This is a genomic window from Streptomyces sp. NPDC001002 (assembly GCF_053599215.1).
The window spans coordinates 72,460-91,740 of the sequence record NZ_JBSFLV010000017.1 but is presented as its reverse complement, the minus strand read 5'-3'; the positions used below and the strand labels follow the sequence as shown (position 1 = coordinate 91,740).

General features: G+C 69.6%; 16 protein-coding genes and 1 pseudogene. 8 read left to right on the top strand and 9 right to left on the bottom strand.

The features are described 5' to 3' along the window. From ACWDR3_RS11215 to ACWDR3_RS11195, 5 genes are read right to left on the bottom strand one after another with little or no spacing between them, the layout of a single operon-like run. Positions 1 to 1,149 carry a thiolase family protein gene (locus tag ACWDR3_RS11215; RefSeq protein WP_450352206.1) on the bottom strand — a complete coding sequence of 383 codons (1,149 nt, stop codon included), beginning with the start codon at positions 1,147 to 1,149 and terminating at the stop codon, positions 1 to 3. After that, positions 1,146 to 1,589 (bottom strand): Zn-ribbon domain-containing OB-fold protein, encoded by a 444-nt coding sequence (locus tag ACWDR3_RS11210; protein WP_450352205.1) that lies wholly within the window; start codon positions 1,587 to 1,589, stop codon positions 1,146 to 1,148. The genes ACWDR3_RS11215 and ACWDR3_RS11210 overlap by 4 nt, the downstream gene beginning before the upstream one ends. Positions 1,590 to 1,593: 4 nt before the next feature. Then, positions 1,594 to 2,505, bottom strand: a complete 912-nt coding sequence (locus ACWDR3_RS11205) for an SDR family oxidoreductase (RefSeq protein ID WP_450352204.1) — start codon at positions 2,503 to 2,505, stop codon at positions 1,594 to 1,596. 2 nt (positions 2,506 to 2,507) lie between these two features. After that, positions 2,508 to 3,239, bottom strand: coding sequence for a hypothetical protein (locus ACWDR3_RS11200; RefSeq protein ID WP_450352203.1), 732 nt, complete (start codon positions 3,237 to 3,239; stop codon positions 2,508 to 2,510). Next, on the bottom strand, positions 3,239 to 4,576 hold the full coding sequence (locus ACWDR3_RS11195) for a phenylacetate--CoA ligase family protein (RefSeq protein WP_450352202.1): 1,338 nt from the start codon (positions 4,574 to 4,576) through the stop codon (positions 3,239 to 3,241). The genes ACWDR3_RS11200 and ACWDR3_RS11195 overlap by 1 nt, the downstream gene beginning before the upstream one ends. A 163-nt stretch (positions 4,577 to 4,739) precedes the next feature. On the opposite strand from ACWDR3_RS11195, the gene ACWDR3_RS11190 reads away from it, so the two are divergent. From ACWDR3_RS11190 to ACWDR3_RS11165, 6 genes are all read left to right on the top strand, one after another. Then, positions 4,740 to 5,501, top strand: coding sequence for an electron transfer flavoprotein subunit beta/FixA family protein (locus ACWDR3_RS11190; protein ID WP_450352201.1), 762 nt, complete (start codon positions 4,740 to 4,742; stop codon positions 5,499 to 5,501). A 107-nt stretch (positions 5,502 to 5,608) separates the two neighbouring features. After that, complete coding sequence (locus tag ACWDR3_RS11185) at positions 5,609 to 6,574, top strand: electron transfer flavoprotein subunit alpha/FixB family protein (protein ID WP_450352200.1); 966 nt, start codon at positions 5,609 to 5,611, stop codon at positions 6,572 to 6,574. Between the two features lie 175 nt (positions 6,575 to 6,749). Continuing rightward, positions 6,750 to 7,829, top strand: a complete 1,080-nt coding sequence (locus ACWDR3_RS11180; protein ID WP_450352199.1) for an amidohydrolase family protein — start codon at positions 6,750 to 6,752, stop codon at positions 7,827 to 7,829. Between the two features lie 14 nt (positions 7,830 to 7,843). Further along, positions 7,844 to 10,261, top strand: coding sequence for a bifunctional acetate--CoA ligase family protein/GNAT family N-acetyltransferase (locus ACWDR3_RS11175; protein WP_450352198.1), 2,418 nt, complete (start codon positions 7,844 to 7,846; stop codon positions 10,259 to 10,261). Then, complete coding sequence (locus tag ACWDR3_RS11170) at positions 10,258 to 11,232, top strand: LLM class flavin-dependent oxidoreductase (protein ID WP_450352197.1); 975 nt, start codon at positions 10,258 to 10,260, stop codon at positions 11,230 to 11,232. The genes ACWDR3_RS11175 and ACWDR3_RS11170 overlap by 4 nt, the downstream gene beginning before the upstream one ends. 55 nt (positions 11,233 to 11,287) lie before the next feature. Continuing rightward, the gene (locus ACWDR3_RS11165; RefSeq protein ID WP_450352196.1) at positions 11,288 to 11,848 is read left to right on the top strand and encodes a PaaI family thioesterase; all 561 of its coding nucleotides are present in this window, start codon (positions 11,288 to 11,290) and stop codon (positions 11,846 to 11,848) included. On the opposite strand, the gene ACWDR3_RS11160 is transcribed toward ACWDR3_RS11165, so the two are convergent. Further along, the gene (locus ACWDR3_RS11160) at positions 11,842 to 12,993 is read right to left on the bottom strand and encodes an acyl-CoA dehydrogenase family protein (RefSeq protein ID WP_450352195.1); all 1,152 of its coding nucleotides are present in this window, start codon (positions 12,991 to 12,993) and stop codon (positions 11,842 to 11,844) included. The two genes, ACWDR3_RS11165 and ACWDR3_RS11160, sit on opposite strands and share 7 nt — an antisense overlap. Positions 12,994 to 13,068: 75 nt before the next feature. Between ACWDR3_RS11160 and ACWDR3_RS11155 the strand changes: the two genes are divergently transcribed. After that, a complete protein-coding gene (locus ACWDR3_RS11155) occupies positions 13,069 to 13,401 on the top strand; it encodes an MmyB family transcriptional regulator (RefSeq protein WP_450352194.1) in 333 nt (110 codons plus the stop codon). Here ACWDR3_RS11155 and ACWDR3_RS11150 read toward each other — a convergent pair. Next, positions 13,366 to 13,455 (bottom strand): annotated as a pseudogene (locus ACWDR3_RS11150) (hypothetical protein); the annotation flags it as partial. The gene ACWDR3_RS11155 and the pseudogene ACWDR3_RS11150 overlap by 36 nt on opposite strands. 203 nt (positions 13,456 to 13,658) lie before the next feature. Between ACWDR3_RS11150 and ACWDR3_RS11145 the strand changes: the two are divergent. Next, positions 13,659 to 16,349 (top strand): LuxR C-terminal-related transcriptional regulator, encoded by a 2,691-nt coding sequence (locus tag ACWDR3_RS11145; protein WP_450352193.1) that lies wholly within the window; start codon positions 13,659 to 13,661, stop codon positions 16,347 to 16,349. 203 nt (positions 16,350 to 16,552) lie between these two features. On the opposite strand, the gene ACWDR3_RS11140 is transcribed toward ACWDR3_RS11145, so the two are convergent. Beyond that, positions 16,553 to 18,055 carry an MFS transporter gene (locus ACWDR3_RS11140; protein WP_450352192.1) on the bottom strand — a complete coding sequence of 501 codons (1,503 nt, stop codon included), beginning with the start codon at positions 18,053 to 18,055 and terminating at the stop codon, positions 16,553 to 16,555. Positions 18,056 to 18,403: 348 nt separating this feature from the next. Beyond that, positions 18,404 to 19,258 carry a LysR family transcriptional regulator gene (locus ACWDR3_RS11135; protein WP_450352191.1) on the bottom strand — a complete coding sequence of 285 codons (855 nt, stop codon included), beginning with the start codon at positions 19,256 to 19,258 and terminating at the stop codon, positions 18,404 to 18,406. Positions 19,259 to 19,281: the final 23 nt, after the last annotated feature.

Below are 19,281 nucleotides of genomic sequence, written 5' to 3'. Positions count from 1 at the left end.
TCAGGTGCTCAGGATGGTGACCGCCGAGACGCCCGGCGCGCCGTACAGATGGGTGTAGCCAACGTGTGGTGTACCGGGGATCTGTCGGTCTCCCGCCGCACCGCGCAGTTGGAGCACGATCTCGTGGATCTGGCGCAGCCCGGACGCGCCGATCGGTTCGCCGTTGCCGAGCAGTCCGCCGTCGGTGTTGACCGGGAGTCTGCCGCCGATCTCGGTCGCGCCCTCGGCGATGAGGCGTTCCTGCTCGCCGTCCTTGCAGAGGCCGTTCTCGGCCATGTGGATGACCTCTGATCCGGCGTCGGTGTCCTGGAGTTGGGCGACGTCGACGTCCTCGGGGCCGATGCCCGCGCGTTCGTAGGCCTCCCGCGAGGCGTCCACGGTCGGGCTCGCGACGACCTCCCCGACCGGGAACGACGGGCTCTGCACCTCGAAGGCGCCGAGCCGGCGGCTGCAAAGGGCGGTGGACCGGATCCGTACGGGCTTCCCGGTGTACTTGTGGGCCTGGTCGGCCCGGCACAGCACGAGGGCCGCCGCTCCTTCGTCCGGGCCGCAGTACATGTACTGACGGAGGGGGTAGTTGAGCACGGGTGAGGCCAGAATCTCCTCCACCGACAGGGGAGTTCGGCGCCAGGCCTTCTCGTTCCGGGCCGCGTTGCCGAAGTTCTTGGACGCCACGCGCGCGAGCGTCTCGTGCGAGATGCCGTGGTCGTGCATATAGCGGTTGATCTTCATGCCGAAGAAGTGCGTGGTGAGGAAGAGGCCGGTCTGTCCGTACCAGGAGGGGATGCCGGCGACGGAGGGGTCGGCGGCGAAGGCCCCGCGCGGGTGCTTGTCCAGGCCGATCGCGATGGTCAGGTCGTGCTCGCCGGTCTCGATCGCGCGGGCGGCCAGGGCCACTGAAGTACCCGCCGTGGCGCAGCCGTTGAACACCCCGCGCAGGGGTACGCCGGTCAGGCCGAGGCGGGCGACGATCGCGTCCGGGTTGGCGACCTCATAGCTTCCGATGTAACCGCCCTGGATCTGCGGCCAGTTGACGCCCGCGTCGGCGAGCGCGAGCCGTACCGCGTCCGCCCCCATGTCCAGTGCGGGCTTGCCGGGGAAGCGGCCGAACGGATGGAGTCCCACCCCGATGATGACGGCCTCGGTCACGGTGTCTCCTCCTCAGCCGGAGCGAACGCGAACGTCATGACCTCGGTGCCGTCGTCCTGCACGCGGTACGGCACGAGCGTCAGCCGCATGTCCTGCCCGATCCGCAGCTTGTCCGGGTCGGGTTCGGTCAGGCGGGCCTCGACCAGCAACTCACCCGGGAGTTCGATGTAGCCGACGGCGTACGGCTCGAAGGCCTCGGGGCCGTCGTACGGCGGGGACGGCGGGCGGAAGTCCTGGGTGGTGTACGTCCAGAGCGTCCCGCGGTCCGCCAGGAGCCGTTCCTTGGATTCCGTGCTCGCGCACCGGACGCAGTCCGTGGCGGCGGGGAAGCTCACCAGTCCGCAGTCCGTGCACTCGGAGCCGATGAGACGAAGGGGCGTGCTCTCGTCGGGCGGCCAGGTGAACAGGCCGTCGGCGACCGGTATTTGAGTCGTCGTCATCTCCTCACGCCCCGTTCCGGTTGCCGAGGGCGTCGGCGTTCGGAGCCGCCTTGGCCACCAGGTTCGGGACGACCGAGGTGAGTTCCTCCGGTGTCCAGCGCGACTCCGCGCTCGCGCCGGGGCCGTTGACCCAGCCTTCGAGGACGGTGATGCGGTTGCCGACGACGCCGAAGACCCGGCCGGTGACCTCGCGCGAGGCGGCCGAGCCGAGCCAGACAACGAGCGGGGAGATGGCTTCGGGGGTGAGGTCCTGGGCCTCGGCGGCCTGTCTCATCATCTCGATGTCTTCGGTGAGGCGGGTGAGCGCGGTGGGTGCGATGGCGTTCACCGTCACTCCGTAGCGGGCGAGTTCGGCCGCGGCGATGACGGTGAGGCTCGCAATGCCGGCTTTGGCCGAGCCGTAGTTCGACTGGCCGGGGTTGCCGAAGATGCCGGACGGCGAGGTCGTGTTGATGACCCGGGCGTCGTTGTCGCGACCGGACTTGGCGCGCTCCCTCCAGTACGCGGCAGCATGGTGCAGGGTGGCGAAGCTGCCCTTGAGGTGGACGGCGATCACGCTGTCCCAGTCCCGCTCGGTCATCGACACGATCATCCGGTCCCGCAGGATGCCGGCGTTGTTGACCAGCACGTCCAGGCCGCCGTAGGTGTCGACGGCCTGTTGTACGAGCCGGCCGGCGCCGTCCCACGCGGAGATGTCGTCCGTGTTGGCCACCGCCTCGCCGCCGGCCGCGACGATCTCGTCGACCACGGTCTGGGCGGGCCCGGCCGAGGCACCTCCGCCGTCGCGCGCCCCGCCCAGGTCATTGACCACGACCTTCGCGCCGTGCGCGGCGAACGCCAGGGCGTGTGCCCGGCCGATCCCGTTGCCGGCTCCGGTGACGACCACGACCCGGCCGTCGACCACTCCTTCGGACATCCTCAACTCCTCGATGACGGTGACTGGTTGGCCTCGGCGAAGACGACCCGTGGGTCCTCGCTGCCGCAGGCGCAGCGGCCGGTGAGTACGCGTCCGGCGATGCCGAGCGGGGTCTCGGGAAGCAGTGATGTGCGCTCCTCCCCCGCCGCCACGGACAGCTGCCCGTCCCGCACACCGACCCGCCACTCGGCCGCGTTGACGTGCGCGCCGCCGCGCTCGGGGCACTCCAGGGCGAGGGCCGGTCCCACGGTCGCGATCACGGCGGCGGACACGCCCACCCCGCGCAGCACGGGTACGGCGGCGGGCCGGGCCAGCACGACCGGCGTCGTCCGGAACATCTCACCGACGTCGGCCGCACCGGCCAGCCCCTCCAGGGTCTCGGCCGACAGGCCGATGACCGCGTGCGGGTCGAGTTCGCGGTGGAAGACCGCGGTCCTCCTGTGGTCCCAGCCCATCGCCTCGGCGATGCCGTACGGCACCTTCAGCGCGCGCAGGGCGCCGATCACAGCGTGGCCCCAGAAGCCCTCGAAGCCGGAGGTGGTCAGCAACGCCCGCTGTCCGGCGGTCAGTCCGTGGTCCCGGAACCTGGCGGTCACCCAGCCGGTGTCGCGGGCGAGTTCGGACCAGGTCAGTTCCATGTCCCGGATGCCGTCGGGGGTGGGGAAGCGTACGAGGTAGGCGAGTTCAGGCCGGTCGAGGGTGCGGGCCCGGGCCAGGGTGTCGGCGCGGGCCATCAACTCTTCACCACCCGAGGGAACTTGGCGACACTGGTCATGGTCTTCAACAGGTCCTCCTCGGTGCGCATGTCGAGCACCGGCTTGACGCCGGTCCGCTCCCGCACGGCCTCGCCCAGGCGTCCGGCCAGGGCGTCGACATCGCCGGTGAGACGGGGGTCGTAGCCGACGCGCAGGCGCAGTTCGTCGACCTCGCGTCCGGCGCGGACGATCTGGAAGACGCCCGCCACGGTCTCGGGCTGGTCCTCCACCGCCTGCCAGATGTCCCGCAGGACCACGGAACGCCCCTGGACCAGGGTCTCGTCGCCGCGCCTGCCGGCTACCCACATGCGGGCATGGGTACGTCCGCAGCCGCAGCGGTCCCGGGAGAGGCGGACGAGGTCCTCGCTGCGGTAGCGGATCAGCGGCGCGGCCCGGTTGTCGAGGTCGGTGGCGACCAGTTCGCCGAGGTCGCCCTCCGCCGCGTCGCGCCAGCCGTGCTCGTCGACCTCGACGCACTCCGCGAAGACGGTGTCCTCCCAGAGGTGGAAGCCGTCGTGCTCACGGCACTCCCAGGCGGTGCCGGTGTCGGCGGCGCTGGTGTACTCGTAGACGTCGATGCCCCAGTCCTCACGGATCCGCTCGCGCATCTTCCGGCTGAGGGGCTGCCCGGCGCAGGAGGCGCCCTTGAGGGAGGAGAACGCCTCCTTGAGGTCCGTCCGGGCGGCCAGGTGCTCCAGCTCCACCATCTGCGGATACATCATCTGGAGGTAGGCCGGGCGGTAGGTGCGCAGGGCCTCGACGACCTCGTCCATCTTCCCGAGCCAGGTGTCCACCTCGATGACGACCGCGCCGAGCGCCTGGTAGCCAGGATCCATGAGGTTGCGGAAGGTGCCGGGCGGGCTCAGCACCCGGTCCCCGGGCCTGAGGCCGAGTTCCCACAGGTCACGCACCTGTGCGGTGACCAGGGGCGGCGCGTCCTCCCAGATCTCGGCGAAGAACTCCGGGTCGCCGGTGGTGCCCGAGCTGGAGGAGACGGAGGTCAGTTCCTCGGTCGGGACACAGAGCAGCCCGCCGAAGGGGTCGCCGGTGCGGGCCCGGTGGGCGCGCACCATGTCCTTGGTGATGAACGGGACGCGGGCCCGGAAGTCGTCCAGCGTACGGACGTCGCGCGGGTGCACCCCGTGCTCGTCCCAGAGTGCGCGGTAGAAGGCGGAGTTGGCGTAGGCGTACTCGACGAGTTCCACCACCCGCTCCTCCTGCCGTGCCCGCAGCTGGTCCCGGGCCATGGTCTCCACCTGTGGCTCGAAGTACCTGTCCCCGGTGACCCTGTCTCCGGTGTCCCTGTCCCGGGCCATGGCGCCTCCTCGCGGCTCAGCTGCCCAGATCTTCCAGCTATCAGCGCAATCAGTCAACTAATTCGACTGAATCGCGACGAACTCTCGCGCTCGCTCGATCTATATAGTTAACTATTAACACTCATTAGAGCCCCGGGAGGGCGATGTGAAGATCGTTGTCTGCGTGAAGCACGTGCCCGACGCCACGGCGGACCGCACCTTCACCGAAGACGGCACCACCGACCGCGCGGCGGTCGACTCACTGCTGTCCGAGCTCGACGAGTACGCCGTCGAACAGGCGCTGCGGATCGCGGAGTCGGGCGCGGACGTCGAGATCTGCTACCTCAGCGTCGGTCCGGACGACGCCAAGGACGCCCTGCGCAAGGCGCTCGCCATGGGCGGCGACTCGGCGGTGCACGTGGCCGACGAGGACATCGAGGGCAGCGACGTGTTCGCCACCTCGCTCGTGCTGGCCGAGGCGATCCAACGGCACGGCTTCGATCTCGTACTGTGTGGGATGGCCTCGACCGACGGCGGCGCCGGAGTCGTACCCGCACTGCTCGCGGAGCGGCTCGGCGTCCCGGCCGTCACCCACATCGAGGAACTGAGCGTCGAAGACGGGGCGTTGACCGGCCGGCGCGAGGGCGACACCGCGACCGTGCGGGTCCGGAGCGGTCTGCCGGCCGTCGTGTCGGTGACCGACCGTTCCGGCGACGCGCGTTACCCCTCCTTCAAAGGGATCATGGCCGCGAAGAAGAAGCCCCTGGAGACCCTCGGCCTCGCCGACCTCGGGATCGACGCCGGACAGGTCGGCCGTACGGCCGCTCGGTCGGCGGTGGACACCGCGACCAGGCGTCCGCCGCGCACCAAGGGAGAACTCGTCTCCGACGACGGGACGGGCGGCATCGGGCTGGCCACGTTCCTCACCGCCAAGAAGTTCGCCTGACCGACAAGTCTGCCCGGCCGACACGTCCGCCTGACCGCCCAGTCCGCCTCACCGGCACATTCGTCTGACTGGCCAGTTCGTCCGACCCACCCAAGGAGCCCGCAACCGTGGCCGAGATCCTCGTACTCGTCGATCACCTTGACGGCGTCGTCCGCAAGCCGACCCTCGAACTCCTCACCCTGGCACGCCGGTTGGGCGAACCGTCGGCCGTCTTCCTCGGCCCCTGCACGGACACTGCCGCCGAGACCCTCGGCCGGTACGGCGCGGGCAAGGTGTACGTCGTGGACGCACCCGAGGTCGAGGAACTCCTCGTCACTCCGGCCGTCGATGCCCTCACCCAGATCGCTGAGAGCACCGAGCCGGCGGCGATCCTGCTGCCGTCGGGCCCGGACGGCAAGGAGACCGCCGCTCGGGTCGCGCTTCGGCTGGGGTCGGGGCTGATCACGGACGCCGTCGACATCACGGCGGGCGCGGACGGCCGCCCGGTCACCGAGCAGTCCGCGTTCGCGGCGACCTACCAGGTGACGGCGCACGTCACCCGGGGCGCGCCGGTCATCACGGTGAAGCCGAACGCGACCGCACCCGAACCGACCCCCGTCACCGCCGAGTTGGAGAAGCGGGACATCGTCTTCGGCCCCGCCTCCGCCGCCGTGCAGGTCCTGTCCCGCACGCCCCGCGAGCGCGGTGACCGCCCCGAACTGAGCGAGGCGGACATCGTCGTCTCCGGCGGCCGGGGCGTGAACGGCGCCGAGAACTTCGCCGTCATCGAGCGCGTCGCCGACGCCCTGGGCGCTGCCGTCGGGGCGTCCCGGGCCGCCGTCGACGCGGGCTGGTACCCGCACAGCCACCAGGTCGGCCAGACCGGCACGCAGGTCTCCCCGCAGCTCTACCTCGCGGCCGGCATCTCCGGGGCGATCCAGCACCGCGCGGGCATGCAGACCTCCAAGACCATCGTCGCCGTCAACAAGGACCCGGACGCCCCGATCTTCGAACTCGCCGACTACGGCGTCGTAGGGGATCTCTTCCAGGTGCTCCCGCAGCTGGTGGAGGAGATCGAGCGACGCCGGAGCTGATCTCCGCCTATCCCGATCTCCACCTCTTCTGACCTCCGCACCTCCCGACCTCCACGCCTCCCGACCTCCGCGTCTCCCAGTCTCCGCTCCCCCGAACTTCCACCCGGCCTTCCACCTGGCGGCCGATATGATTAATATCGCTAACTGATTGCATCTATTGACCCGAAGGAGCGCCATGACGAAGATCTGGGTCAACTCCGGGGACTCCCATGTGATGGAGCCCGACGACCTGTGGATCCGAGCGCTGCCGCCGCGCCTCGCCGACCGGGCGCCGCGCAGTGAGCGCGGGGACAAGTACGAGGTCCTGTACATCGACGGCGAGCGCATCGACCGCCAGCTCAACGACTTCATGGACGCCATGCGGCCGCCGGGCGCCCGGGACCTCGACGTACGCCTCAAGGACCTGGACCAGGAAGGCGTCTGGGGTCAACTGGCCTTCCCCTCCATGGGGTTCTGGCTGGTGTCGATCACCGAGCGGGAACTCGCCAGGGAGACCGTGCGGGCCTGGAACGACTGGGCGCACTCCGAGGTCCTCGGGAAGCAGCGGCGAATCATCACCCCCGCCTGTGTGTCGACCGCCGACGTCGAGGACGCGGTCGCCGAGGTCGAGCGGGTCGCGGAGATGGGCTTCCAGTCGGTGTTCCTGCCGTGCCAGACGCGGCCCGGCGAGGAGTACGCCCTCGACCGCTGGGAACCCCTGTGGACGGCGGCCGAGCGGGCCGGTCTGGTGCTGGGCTTCCACATCGGCACCGGCGGCGAGAACGTCGTCTTCCGCGGTCCCGGCGGCGCGGTCGTCAACTACATGGAGACGACCTACCCGGGCATGCGCGTGGTGTCCCACATGGTCGCGGGCGGCGCCCTGGACCGGCACCCCGACCTGAAGATCCTGATCGCGGAGGGCGGCGCGGGCTGGGTGCCGGCCATCGGCGACCGGATGGACGAGGCCTACCGCCAGCACGGCATGTTCGTCCGGCCGAAGCTCAGCCGGCTGCCCAGCGAGATCATCAGGCAGCAGGTGTACGCCTCCTTCCAGCACGACAAGAGCTCGGTGGAGATCGTCGAGTCGACGGGCTACCGCAACGTGATGTGGGGCGACGACTACCCCCACCTGGAAGGCACTTACGGCCACACCCAGTCCACGCTGCACGAGCTGTTCGACGGCGTGCCCGCCGACATCCGTGAGCGGGTCACCCGCGGCACCTTCAACGAACTGTTCCGGCTGCCCGAGCAGACTCCCCAGGAGGCGGCCGTCTGAGCGGCGACACCCCGATGAGCAGTCCGCCGTATCCCGAGGATCTGGAGCGACCGGACCTCGTGCGCACCGGCCGGTCGACCTTTGTCCGGCCCGTCCGGCCGGAGGACGCCGACCGCCTGGTCGCCTTCGTCGGCGGCCTGTCCCGGGCGACCCTGGCGTACCGCTCGCTCGGCCCGGTGGTCCGCGCCCGCGACGACGTCATCCGGCGCGGCGCCCACGTGGACTACCTCAACGAACTGGCGCTCGTCGCCCTGGCCGGCGACGAGATCGCCGGCCTGGTGCGCTACGTCCGCGACCCCGAGGAACCGGAGCACGCGGAGGTCACCTTCACCATCCGCGACGACCACCAGAGCGAGGGGTTCGGCAGGCTGCTCCTGGAGCACATCGCGGCCGCCGCGCGCACCCGGGGCATCCGGGTCCTGGAGGCCGACGTCCTCGCCGACAACACCCGCATGATCAATGTGTTCCTCGGCTCCGGCTACCGCGTCGAGTCCGGGCCGCCGGGCCAGATCGTCCACTTCGAGATCGCCGTCGACCCACAGGCCCAGGCCGTCGCCCGCGCCGAACGCCGCGAGCACACGGCCGTACGACGCTCCCTGCGCCCCCTCCTCGAACCCCGCTCGGTCGCGGTGATCGGCGCGAACCGCAGCCCCCTGACCATCGGCCACGAGATCGTCGCCAACCTGCTGCGGGGCGGCTTCCGCGGCCCCGTGTTCCCGGTCAACCCGCGCGCCGAGCAGGTCGCCGGGGCGCGGGCCTATCCGAACCTCCGGCAGCTCCCCGAGGCGCCGGACCTGGCGCTGGTCGCCGTACGGGCCGAGGCGGTACCCGATGTCGTACGGGAGTGCGCGGAGGCCGGCGTCAAGGCGGTGGTCGTCGTCTCAACGGGCTTCGGGGAGACGGGAGTTGAGGGCCGGGCAACCGAGCTGGAGCTGGCCCGCTTCGCCCGCGCCTCCGGGATGCGGCTCGTGGGCCCGAACTGCATGGGCGTGGTCAACACGACGCCCGCGGCCCGGCTCGCCGCGACCTTCTCTCCCGCGCTGCCGACACCGGGCCGGGTGGCGATGTCCAGCCAGTCCGGGCCGCTCGGGCTCGCGGTGCTCGACTTCGCCCGGCGGCTGCGGCTCGGCTTCTCCGGGTTCGTGTCGGTGGGCCACGCCGTGGACGTCTCCACCAACGACCTGCTCCAGTGGTGGGAGGAGGACCCCGAGACCTCGGTGGTGCTGCTGCACGTCGAGACCTTCGGCAATCCGCGTCGGTTCGCTCGGATCGCGCGCCGGGTCGCGCCGCGCAAGCCCATCGTCGCGGTGCACCCCGGGCACGCGGACACGGCGGTCGACTCGCTCTTCGCCCAGTCCGGCGTCATCCGCACCCGCAGCCTCCAGGAACTCTTCGACGTAGCCCTCCTGTTGTCGCACCAGCCGCCCCCGCCGGGCAACCGGGTCGCCGTGATCACCAACGCGGGCGGCCCCGCCGCGCTGACCGTCGGCGCGTGCGAGGCGAGCGGACTGCGGGTGCCGGCACTGGATGAGCGTCTACGACACTCCCTCCGTACGGCGCTCTCGCCCCGCGCGGAGGTCACCAACCCGATCGACCTCACCCCTATGGCCACGGCCACGCACTACCGGCAGGCGCTGGACGCCGTACTGGCCGACGACGGCATCGACGCCGCCGTGGTCCTCTTCATGCCCCCGCTGGCGGACAAGCCGGACGAGGTGGCGGCGGCGATCCTCGACGCGGCCGAGTCCGCGCCCGAGAAGCCGGTGGTCGCGAGCTTCCTGGGCGGGGCGGGCGTCGCCGATCTCCTGCACCGGGGCGAACTCGTCGTACCGACCTACGCGTTCCCCGAGTCCGCGGCGACCTCGCTCGGCCACGCGGCGGCGTATCAGGCGTGGCGCAGCACCCCTGCGGGGGTCATACCGGACCTTCCGGGGGTCGACACCGACCGGGCCCACTCGCTCGTCGCCGGGTGCGTTCCCGGAGCCGTACCACCGCACGTCGCCGCCGAGTTGCTGGACGCGTACGGCATCTCGGTCCGGGACACGAACTCCCCTGGCCCGGACGCATTTTTCTCAGTCCGCGCGGACCCGGTCTTCGGCCCGGTGATCGCGTTCGGTCTCACCGGGGACTACGCCGACCTGATGGCCGACGTGGCCCACCGGATCACCCCGCTCAGCGACCGCGACGCCCGGGAGATGATCCGCTCCCTGCGGGCCGCTCCACTGCTGGACGGCCGGGTGGGCGGCCCGGGTGTGGACCTGACGGCCCTTGAGGAGACCGTCCTGCGGATCTCCGCGATGGTCGAGGACCTGCCCGAGATCGAGTCGATGGACCTGCGTCCGGTACGGCTGCTGCCGCCCGGGGACGGCGTGGCCGTCGCCCGCGCCACGATCCGACTCGCCGACAACACAAGGAGAGGTGGCCCCTCATGAAGGTCGGCATCTACTTCGACATGCGCAACCCCCCGCCCTGGCAACAGAGTTGGTCACGCGTCTATGGATTCGCCCTGGAGATGTGCGAGGAGGCGGAGCGGCTCGGCCTCGACTCGGTCTGGTTCTCCGAACACCACGGCTTCGAGGACGGATACCTCCCGCAGCCGCTCACCATGGCCGCCGCGGTCGCCGCCCGCACGAGCAGGATCAGGCTGGGCACCGCGGTCATCCCCGCGCCCCTGCACGCGGCCCCCGAGCTCGCCGAACAGGCCGCGATCGTCGACATCATCAGCGACGGCCGCCTGGACCTCGGACTCGGCACCGGCTACCGCGTACCCGAGTACCGGCTCTACGGCGCCGATCTCGCCCGGCGCTACTCCACGACGGACCAGCGGGTGCGGGAGATCCGCGGCCTGTGGTCCGAGTCCCTGGTCACTCCCGGCCCGGTCCAGGACCCGCTGCCGATCTGGCTCGGTTACCAGGGCCCGCAGGGCGCACGCCGGGCCGGACGGCTGGGCACCGGCCTGCTGTCCCTCAACCCGGCCCTGCTGACGCCGTACCGGGACGGACTCGCCGAGAGCGGCTACGACGCATCGGCGGCGCGGATGCAGGGTTCGTTCACCACGTTCGTCACCGAGGACCCCGACGGGGACTGGCCGGTGGTGCGCAAGCATCTGGCGTACCAGTGGGACAGCTATCGCCGGTACATGGTCGAGGGGACCGAGCAGCCCGTCCCTCGCCCCATCGACCCCGAGAAGTGGCGGGAGACGGGGCTGCGGGCGACCGGTGTCGGTCAGTTCCTGTACGGCACCCCACAGGACATCGCGGACGCCGTCAGGGCGTACGTGGCGGGGTTGCCGGTGGAAGGGGTGTTCCTGTGGGCATCGCTGGCGGGGATGCCCGAGGAGATGGTGGCACGCCAAGTCCAGCTGATCGCTGGGAAGTTGCGCCCGCTGCTTGCCGATGTCTGACCCGAATGTCTGATCCGTGTGGCCGATCCATGTGGCCGATCCGAGGAGAAGCAGCGTGACGAGTACGACTGGCGGGGCCAGGATGCCGACGGGGCCCTGGGCGGGCGCGGACTTCCAGGAGCCGCCCCGCACCTCCGGTGGCGTGGCACTGTGCGGTGCGTGCCGCGTCGTCGGTTCCTGCCGTCTGGGTGTCGAGGGCGAGCGGCTCGACGAGGACGGCGCGGCGGTCTTCGAGCTCACCTGTCCGCGCGACCAGGAGGGCGGCCCGAACGTCGCGCACGGCGGCTGGACGGCGGCCGTACTGGACGACTGTCTCGGTCATCTCCCGCTGCTGCACCGGGTGTTGAGCGTGACGGCGGAGTTGAGCGTGAGCTTCGTGAAGCCGGTGCCGGTGGAACGGCCGCTGGAGGTGCGGGCGTGGGTCGAGCGGCGGGAGGGCCGGCGCTGGTACATCGCGGGCGAGATGGTGCTGCTGCCGACCCGTGCCGTGCTGGCTCGGGTCACCGGGATCTGGGTGACCCGCGACCAGGGCCACTTCGCGCGGCACGAGGAGTGGCTGGCCGCCCAGGAGGCCGAGGGCCACAGCGCGGGCAACGGCAACGGCGGGGGTCAGTAGGAGCGCAGCCCCATGCTCCGGGCGATCCCGTTGCGTTGGATCTGGCTGGTTCCCCCGGAGATCGTGGCCACGATCGACTCCCGGTAGCGGAAGCTCATCACACTCTCGGTAGAGAAGCCGTGCCCGGCGCAGACCTGCATCCCGAGCCGGGCGGCAGCCACATAGGTCTCCGACCCCTTCAACTTGGCCATCGACCCCTCCCGGGTGCACGGCTTGCCCTGGGCGAGCAGCCAGGCAGCGCGGTAGGCGAGCAGCCGGGCGGAGTCGATCTCGGTCTGGAGGTCGGCCATGTCATGGGCGAGGGCCTGGAAGTTCCCGATCGGACGGCCGAAGGCGTGCCGCGTGCGGGAGTACTCCAGCATCTCGTCCAACGTGGCCTGCGCGGCGCCCAGATATCCCCCGGTGATGATCACCTTCTCCAGTTCGATGTTGGAGAGCATGACCTTCCAGCCCTCGTCGCGCGGTCCGACGAGGTTCTCCTTCGGGACGAGGGCGTCGTTGAAGAAGACCTCGTTGGTGCCGAGGATGTGCCGGGCCAGCGTCGGCGTCCGCCGCACCTCGACGCCGTCGGTCGAGGGGTCGACGAGCAGCAGGCTGATGCCGCCGTGCTTGGGTTCGCGGGGTCCGGTCCGCACGTAGGTCGCGATGGTCGTGTCGGGCAGGCCGCCGCCCGTGCACCACGCCTTCTGCCCGCGGACGAGGAACTGGTCGCCGTGATCCTCGGCGGTGGTGCGCAGAGCGGCGGCATCGGACCCGCTGTCCGGCTCGCTGAGGCCGACGGCGAGCCGATGGCGCCCGGTCATCACCTGCTCACGAATGAAGTCGCGCTGCGCCTCGCTGCCCCACCGGAACACGGTGATCCCCGGGATGAGGACGCCGATGTAGCACATGGCGACATCGAAACTGGCCCGCCCCAACTCCTCGGCGATCAGGATGAGTTCGAGCGGACTGCCGCCGTCGCCGCCCTCCTCCTCACTGAACGGGAGGGAGAACCACCCCAGGTCGGCCATGCCGCGGAACAGTTCGGGCGGCACGACGCCCTCCTCGTCCCACCGCTTGGCCTTCTCGGCCGGGCACACATCGGCGACGAACTGCCGTGCCGTCGCGCGCAACAGGTCCTGCTCGTCGGTCAACCCGAAGTCCACGGCCACTCCTCGCCCTCACCAGGCTATTCATCTATCTAATTATTCTATGTTAGCGGATACAGCGGCCCAACCGGAATGCGTCTCCAAGCGGCCAGCACGGTCGTGTCCCACAGGGACTCCACGCGGACCGCGCCGCCGGCAAGGTCGTCCAAGACCGCACTTTCGCAATCGACGAGGCGCGACGCCCTGCGGGTGGGTCGCCCATTCACCCATCCCGAGGCCGGCGACCTGACCTTGGGCTACCGGACCATGCACCTGCAGGGCTCCCCGGGCCACTCCATGGTCATGTACTACGCCGAGGCCGGCACACCCGAACACGACGCGCCGGATCTGCTCGATCTGTCCGCGGCCGACTCCGAGTTCACGCCGGAGGTCTCGCCGGACGGACAGCCCATCGACAACGCGTAAGGAGGCACCATCGGCGGCAAGAGGTTGCTCGACCTCGGCTGCGGCGGCGGCCACTACACCGCCCGCCTCGCCCGTGACCAACGCGCTCACGGCGACGCCGTCGACGTCGCCCACCCGGTACCAGCGTGCTGGCACGCATCCGACCTCTATCGCACTGTCTTCCTTTGGGCGGCGAGCGTCTGCACGGGCGACGCGGAGATGCAGTCCGCTTTGTCAGCCGGCCACTCCATGGTCGAGCCGGCGAACGTACGCGTAGCATGAGGGATCTGTCAGCCTCTGGACGGTACGTTATGCAGAGCTGGGAAGGCAGATGGCCACTCGTGGGGCGGCAGTCTCACCTGGACTCTTTCCGAAAGGAACTGTCCGTCGGCCGCACTCGCGGCTGGCTGGTCTGTGGACCCGCCGGGGTGGGAAAGACCCGGCTGACGCAGGAGTTCTTGGACCTGGCCGCTGCAGGCAAGCGGCGCACGGCCAACGCGGTGGCAAGCCGGGCGGCGGCCCAGGTGCCCCTCGGCGCGATCGCCCACATCCTTCCTGCCAGTGTCGACATGACCGACCCAGTGCAGGGATTCCAGGCCGTGGCCCAGGCGCTGTCAGAGCCGATCCAGCCAACCGTCATTCTCGTGGACGACCTGCATCTGCTCGACAATTCATCCGCTGCTCTGCTCGGTCAGCTCCTCGATTCCGGGACGATAGTCCTGATCGGCACCGCCCGCACCGGTGAGCAGGCCAGTGACGTCGTCAACGCCCTGCTGCAGCGCGGTGACCACATCCGCCGTATCGACCTTGACCACATGGTGCGCGACGAAGTCGATGAGCTCCTCCAGCACGTCCTCAAGGGTCCCGTGAGCCGACGCGCTCTCCACGCGCTGTTCGGTGCCAGCGGTGGAAACCCGCTGTTCCTGAGAGAACTCGTGCTGGGCGCGACAGCCCAGGGAAAGCTCACGCTCAACGACGGAGTCTGGGACACCACCGAGGAATCGCTTCCCGTCACCCCGCACCTCAAGGATCTGATTGCCGACAGGATCGCTTCCGCACCGCCGGCGGTACGGCCCCTGCTCGAAACGCTCGCCTTCTGCCGCGCGCTCTCCCTCTCCGATGCCACTGCACTCGCCGACCGCACGGACGTGGAGCACCTGGAGCGATCAGGCATAGTCGAGATCTCCGTCCAGGGGGCCCGGGTGGTCGTCGCCCTGGCGCATCCTCTGTACGCGGAGGTCATCGCTGCCGACACCTCCACTCTCCAGCGCTACGACCTTGCCCTCAGCCAAGCCGCGCGCATCGAATCCCACGGCCTCAGACGACGCGACGACGCCCTGCACGTCGCCTCCTGGCGACTGGCCGCCACTGGCACCGCCGCACCCGACCTGCTCCGACAGGCTGCCACGATCGCCATGAACTCCAACGACAACGAGCAGGCCATTGAGCTGCTCACCGCGATCAAAAGCGACCAGCACACCACGGAGAGCCGTGTGCTTCTTGGCCGGGCCCTCATGCACACCGGCCAGCTCGACCGCGCCGAAGTCGTCCTCGCCGAAGCCGACGCGCACACCCGCAACGACTACGAGAAGTTCCTCACGGCGACGACTCGCTGCACCAACCTCTTCTGGTCCGACCCCGACCCGGCCCAGGCTGTCGCCGTGTGCGCGGCAGCCCGTTCCACCCTGTCCGACCCGGGTGCCGCTCAGCAGCTCCACCTCATGGAAGGAGCCATGCTCACGGTGGGTGGCTCGCCGGTCCAGGGGCTGGAGATTCTCGATGACCTGCCCGATGACCCACCCCAGGAGGCTCTGGACGTCTGGCTGGCAACGATCAGTGCGAAGACCCTCGGTCTGACGTTCGTCGGCAACGTCGAACGGGCCCGGGCCCTGTCCGAACGCGCCAAGACCACCCACGAAGCAGTCGGCGAGGGCAAGCTGCTCCCCCACCCCTCCATGCAGGTCGCACCACTCGCCCTGGCGCTCATGGAAATGGGAGAGATAGACCAGGCCCGCCGGCTCTGTCTCGGCGCCGCGGACAGTTTGCAGGCCGCGCACTCGCCGGTGGCGCGTCAGTTCCTGGCTTTCGAGAGCGGCCGCACCGAGTGGCTGGCCGGCCGCCCGGTCAGCGCCCGCCGCTGGTACGCCGAAGGTGTCGCCACAGCACGCACGTACCACCTGGACAGGGTCACTCGGTTGCACATGTCGGGGCTCATGGCGTGTGCAGCGCTCATCGGCGATGTCGACACGGCCGCCTCGCTCGTCACCGAGTACGAAGCCATCGCGGCAAGCGGCGGCTTGAGCGGCGAGGAGTCGCTCGGTATGGCCTGGCTGCACGCTGCTCGTGGCGAACTCAGCCGTGCCAGGGGGCTGTTGCGTACCGCTGCGGACAGGGCTGGAGGCACTGGTCACCTCGTCTCCGAAGCGAATCTGCTGACGGACATCGCCCGTCTGGGGGACCCGAAGGCGGTACAAGAGCGCATGACCGAACTGTCCGCACAGGTCGACGGCGCATTCACCCCTGCACGCGCACGGTTCGTGACCGCCCTCGCGCAGAAGGATCCGCAGCCGCTCATGATGTGCTCGCAGGAGCTCGAACACATGGGTGCGTGGCTCCTCGCCGCCGAATCAGCGGCTGCGGCCGCCACCGCCTGGAGACGACAAGGAGACGCAAGGAAGGTCACGGCCGCCACCGCTGACGCGACGCGTCTCGCCGACCGGTGCGAGGGTGCCCGGACCCCCCTCTTGTCCACCATCGCCGGCGCTGTCGAACCGCTCACGAAACGTGAACAGGAGATCGCTCTACTGGCTGCCGCCGGAAAGACCAGCAAAGCCATTTCGCAGCATCTGACGCTCTCGGTCCGCACAGTGGACAACCATCTGCAGCGCATCTATCTCAAACTCGGGGTCCGCAGTCGCGCGGATCTCGCTCTGGTCCTGAAGAACGAAGAACCTTCTGAACGGGCGTAACAACGGGCGTAACACGGAACACGATCTCGCCGTCACGGGCCCGATCGCAGGACGGCCTGTCGAAGTCGGCGCGGACTGAGCGCCACGGGCAAACACGCCCGGACGCCGCTCGTCTCGGCGCGACGACAGGAGTCCGTACTGCTCCATCCAGTACGGACTCCTGCTGTCGCGGCGGGCGCCGCGCCACCTCCGTTCGTGTCGTGTCACATGGCGCGTGCCGGAAGGGCTTCGTCCTCAGGCGAGTCGATCGGAGGAACGGTGGAGGCGCGGTTGGAACGTCCCAGGAGGAGAGTGAGGGCTACGGCAGCCAGGACGGCGCCGCCGGCACCGGTGAGAAGGGCCAGATGCAGTCCTGATGAGAAGGCGTCACGCGCCTGTTCGATCAGTGACGCATTTCCTGTTTTGGTGCCCACCACGTTGGCCGCCGCGAGCGAGGAGCGGGCCGCGTCAGCGACCGGGGCAGGAAGTCCCTCGATGTCGAGGTTGCTCCGGTAGCCGGCGTTCAGGGCGCTCCCGAGGACCGCGATGCCCAGGGCACCTCCCAGTTCGCGGGACAGATCGTTCACCGCGGAGCCCACGTTCTGCAAGGCGGGTGGCAGTGCATCGGTGATGGCTGCTGTGGCCGGAGTCATGGCCAGTCCCATGCCCGCGCCCAAGGGGATGAGACCGGTCAGGATCAGCCAGTAGGAGCTGCCGGCGTCAAGCTCGGCAAGCACTAGGAGCCCTGTGGCGACAGCGATCAGGCCGACCACCCAGGGACGGCGTGCACCGTGCCTGGCTGCCAGACGTGGGGCCAGACGGGCACTGGGAATCATGGCGGCGGACATGGGCAGCACGCTCAGGGCGGCGACGAGGGCGCTGTCTCCCCGTACGAGTTGCAGGTACTGCATGATCACGAAAATGAACCCGAAGAAGGCGAAGAACTGCAGTGTGATCGAGAGGGTTCCGGCTGCGAAGGGCTTGTTGCGGAACAGCCTGGGGTCCAGCAACGGGTGAGGGTGCCTCAGCTCCCAGCCGACGAAGCCGGCCAGGACTACGAGGCCGATGCCGATGCCGCTCAGCGTGCGGACGCTGCCCCAGCCGTGTTCGGGCGCCTGGATGACCGAGTAGACCAGTACGCCCAGTCCGACGACGGTGAGAGCGGCTCCGACCGCATCGACGCGGTGCTTCTCGCGCTCTGCGGACTCCGGGACGAAGAAGTAGGTCCCGATGACGGCCACCGAGGCCAGAATCACGTTCAGCCAGAACACCGACCGCCAGGACCACACTTCAAGTACCGCGCCGGAGGCAAGCAGTCCCAGAACGGCGCTGGCACCCGCGACCGCAGCCCAGATGCTGACCGCCCGAACCCGCTGAGCGGAAGGGAAGGTGCTCGTGATCGTCGACAGCGTGGCGGGCATGACGAATGCCGCCGCCACCCCGAGCACGGCGCGAAGAGCGATGAGAGCCCCTGGATCCGAGCAGAACGTCGCGGTCACCGACACTGCCGCGAACAGTCCGAGCCCGCCGAGGAGTGCCTTCCGGCGTCCGAAGCGGTCACCGAGAGTCGCCGCGAGGAGGAGGAGAGAGGCGAAGACGAGGCTGTAGGCGTCGATGATCCACGACAGCTGGGTCTGGGTGGCGTGGGTCTCACGGGCGATGTCGGGCAACGCCACGTTCAGTGAGGCCATCGCCGAGACGACCGTTGCCAGAGCCAGGCAGGTCACGGCCAGAACGGCACCGTGGCGGACCTTTCGCACTGGATCGTCGGGCCGGCCTGACGATGTGTGTCCTGCGTTCATGAGAAGACATCCCTTGGATCGAGATCAGCGAGGACGCGCGTGCGCGCAGTTCCAGCCGCGATGATCCGCCGAAGTCAGCAATGCCTGCTCACCTGCGACGTTGCGTCGCATCGGGGCCGAATACCAGGGTTGCTGCCAGGCCCGTAGTGAGGCATGAGCAATAGATACTCACCTGCGCGGCCTCATCGGCGGCGTGACCGTGAATTCAAACGCGAAGCTGGTGGGCAGCGTGAGTGATTTCCTGCTCTTACGTGCTCCGCACCGGGATCTCACTCAGCCTGATGACGCCGCCAGGTCGGTCAGTCGTCGCAGGAGATTCTCCACCTCGTCGAGAAGCAGGTCACCGTCAGTCCCGGCAGGGCGGACGAGGGCGATCTCGACCTCGGGGAGGGCCGGAAGCGCGTCGGTTGCCGTGCCGGGTCCCACGTTTGCCGGGAGCAGCGCGGTGGCACCGAGGCCGGCACGGACAGCAGCCTGTACCGCACCCAGGGCTGTGCTCTCGAACACGACATCCCACCCGCGGCCTGCGGCTTCCAAAGCATCGATCACAGGAGCCCGCCAACGGCACGGCTGGGAGAAGAGAACGAGCGGGAGAGGGTCCTGGCGCACGTCGAGATCCCTCCCCGCCGACCAGACAAGTGGAAGACGGACCGTCCAGCGAGGTGTCTCTGCCAGGTAGAAGGGATCGCACAGGGCGAGCTGGATCCGCCCTTCGGCGAGCGCCTGCTTCATCAGACGACCCGGACCGATCACCAGCTCCAGCTTCGCGTTCGGGTGCAGCCTGCTGAAGTCGCCGAGCGCCTCGACCAGGGACGGCGTCACGAAGTCCTCCATCAGTCCCACGCCGCAGTGTCCGGTGACGACAGGACCGGCCGCCGAGAGCGCCTGAGCGGAGAGCGCGAGGATCCGCTCGGCATAGGGAAGGAAGACTTCTCCCGATTTGGTCAGGGAGACTCCGGTCGTTCCACGGTGCAACAGCTCCTGCCCCACGGTGCGTTCGAGCCTGCGGAGCTGATTGCTGAGAGCCGGCTGACTGTGGCCGAGGGCGACGGCGGCACGGCTGATGCTGCCAGACCGCACAGAGCTGACGAATGCGCGCAGCAGTGCCGTCTCAAGATCGGGGGCCATAACAACATGCTATGCCCCCTCTG

Excerpts from the sequence above, each read along its gene's own strand:
- ACWDR3_RS11210 (WP_450352205.1), bottom strand. The coding sequence starts at position 1,589 with ATGACGACGACTCAAATACCGGTCGCCGACGGCCTGTTCACCTGGCCG.
- ACWDR3_RS11205 (WP_450352204.1), bottom strand. The coding sequence starts at position 2,505 with ATGTCCGAAGGAGTGGTCGACGGCCGGGTCGTGGTCGTCACCGGAGCC.
- ACWDR3_RS11200 (WP_450352203.1), bottom strand. The coding sequence starts at position 3,239 with ATGGCCCGCGCCGACACCCTGGCCCGGGCCCGCACCCTCGACCGGCCT.
- ACWDR3_RS11195 (WP_450352202.1), bottom strand. The coding sequence starts at position 4,576 with ATGGCCCGGGACAGGGACACCGGAGACAGGGTCACCGGGGACAGGTAC.
- ACWDR3_RS11180 (WP_450352199.1), top strand. The coding sequence starts at position 6,750 with ATGACGAAGATCTGGGTCAACTCCGGGGACTCCCATGTGATGGAGCCC.
- ACWDR3_RS11175 (WP_450352198.1), top strand. The coding sequence starts at position 7,844 with ATGAGCAGTCCGCCGTATCCCGAGGATCTGGAGCGACCGGACCTCGTG.
- ACWDR3_RS11170 (WP_450352197.1), top strand. The coding sequence starts at position 10,258 with ATGAAGGTCGGCATCTACTTCGACATGCGCAACCCCCCGCCCTGGCAA.
- ACWDR3_RS11155 (WP_450352194.1), top strand. The coding sequence starts at position 13,069 with ATGCGTCTCCAAGCGGCCAGCACGGTCGTGTCCCACAGGGACTCCACG.
- ACWDR3_RS11145 (WP_450352193.1), top strand. The coding sequence starts at position 13,659 with ATGAGGGATCTGTCAGCCTCTGGACGGTACGTTATGCAGAGCTGGGAA.
- ACWDR3_RS11135 (WP_450352191.1), bottom strand. The coding sequence starts at position 19,258 with ATGGCCCCCGATCTTGAGACGGCACTGCTGCGCGCATTCGTCAGCTCT.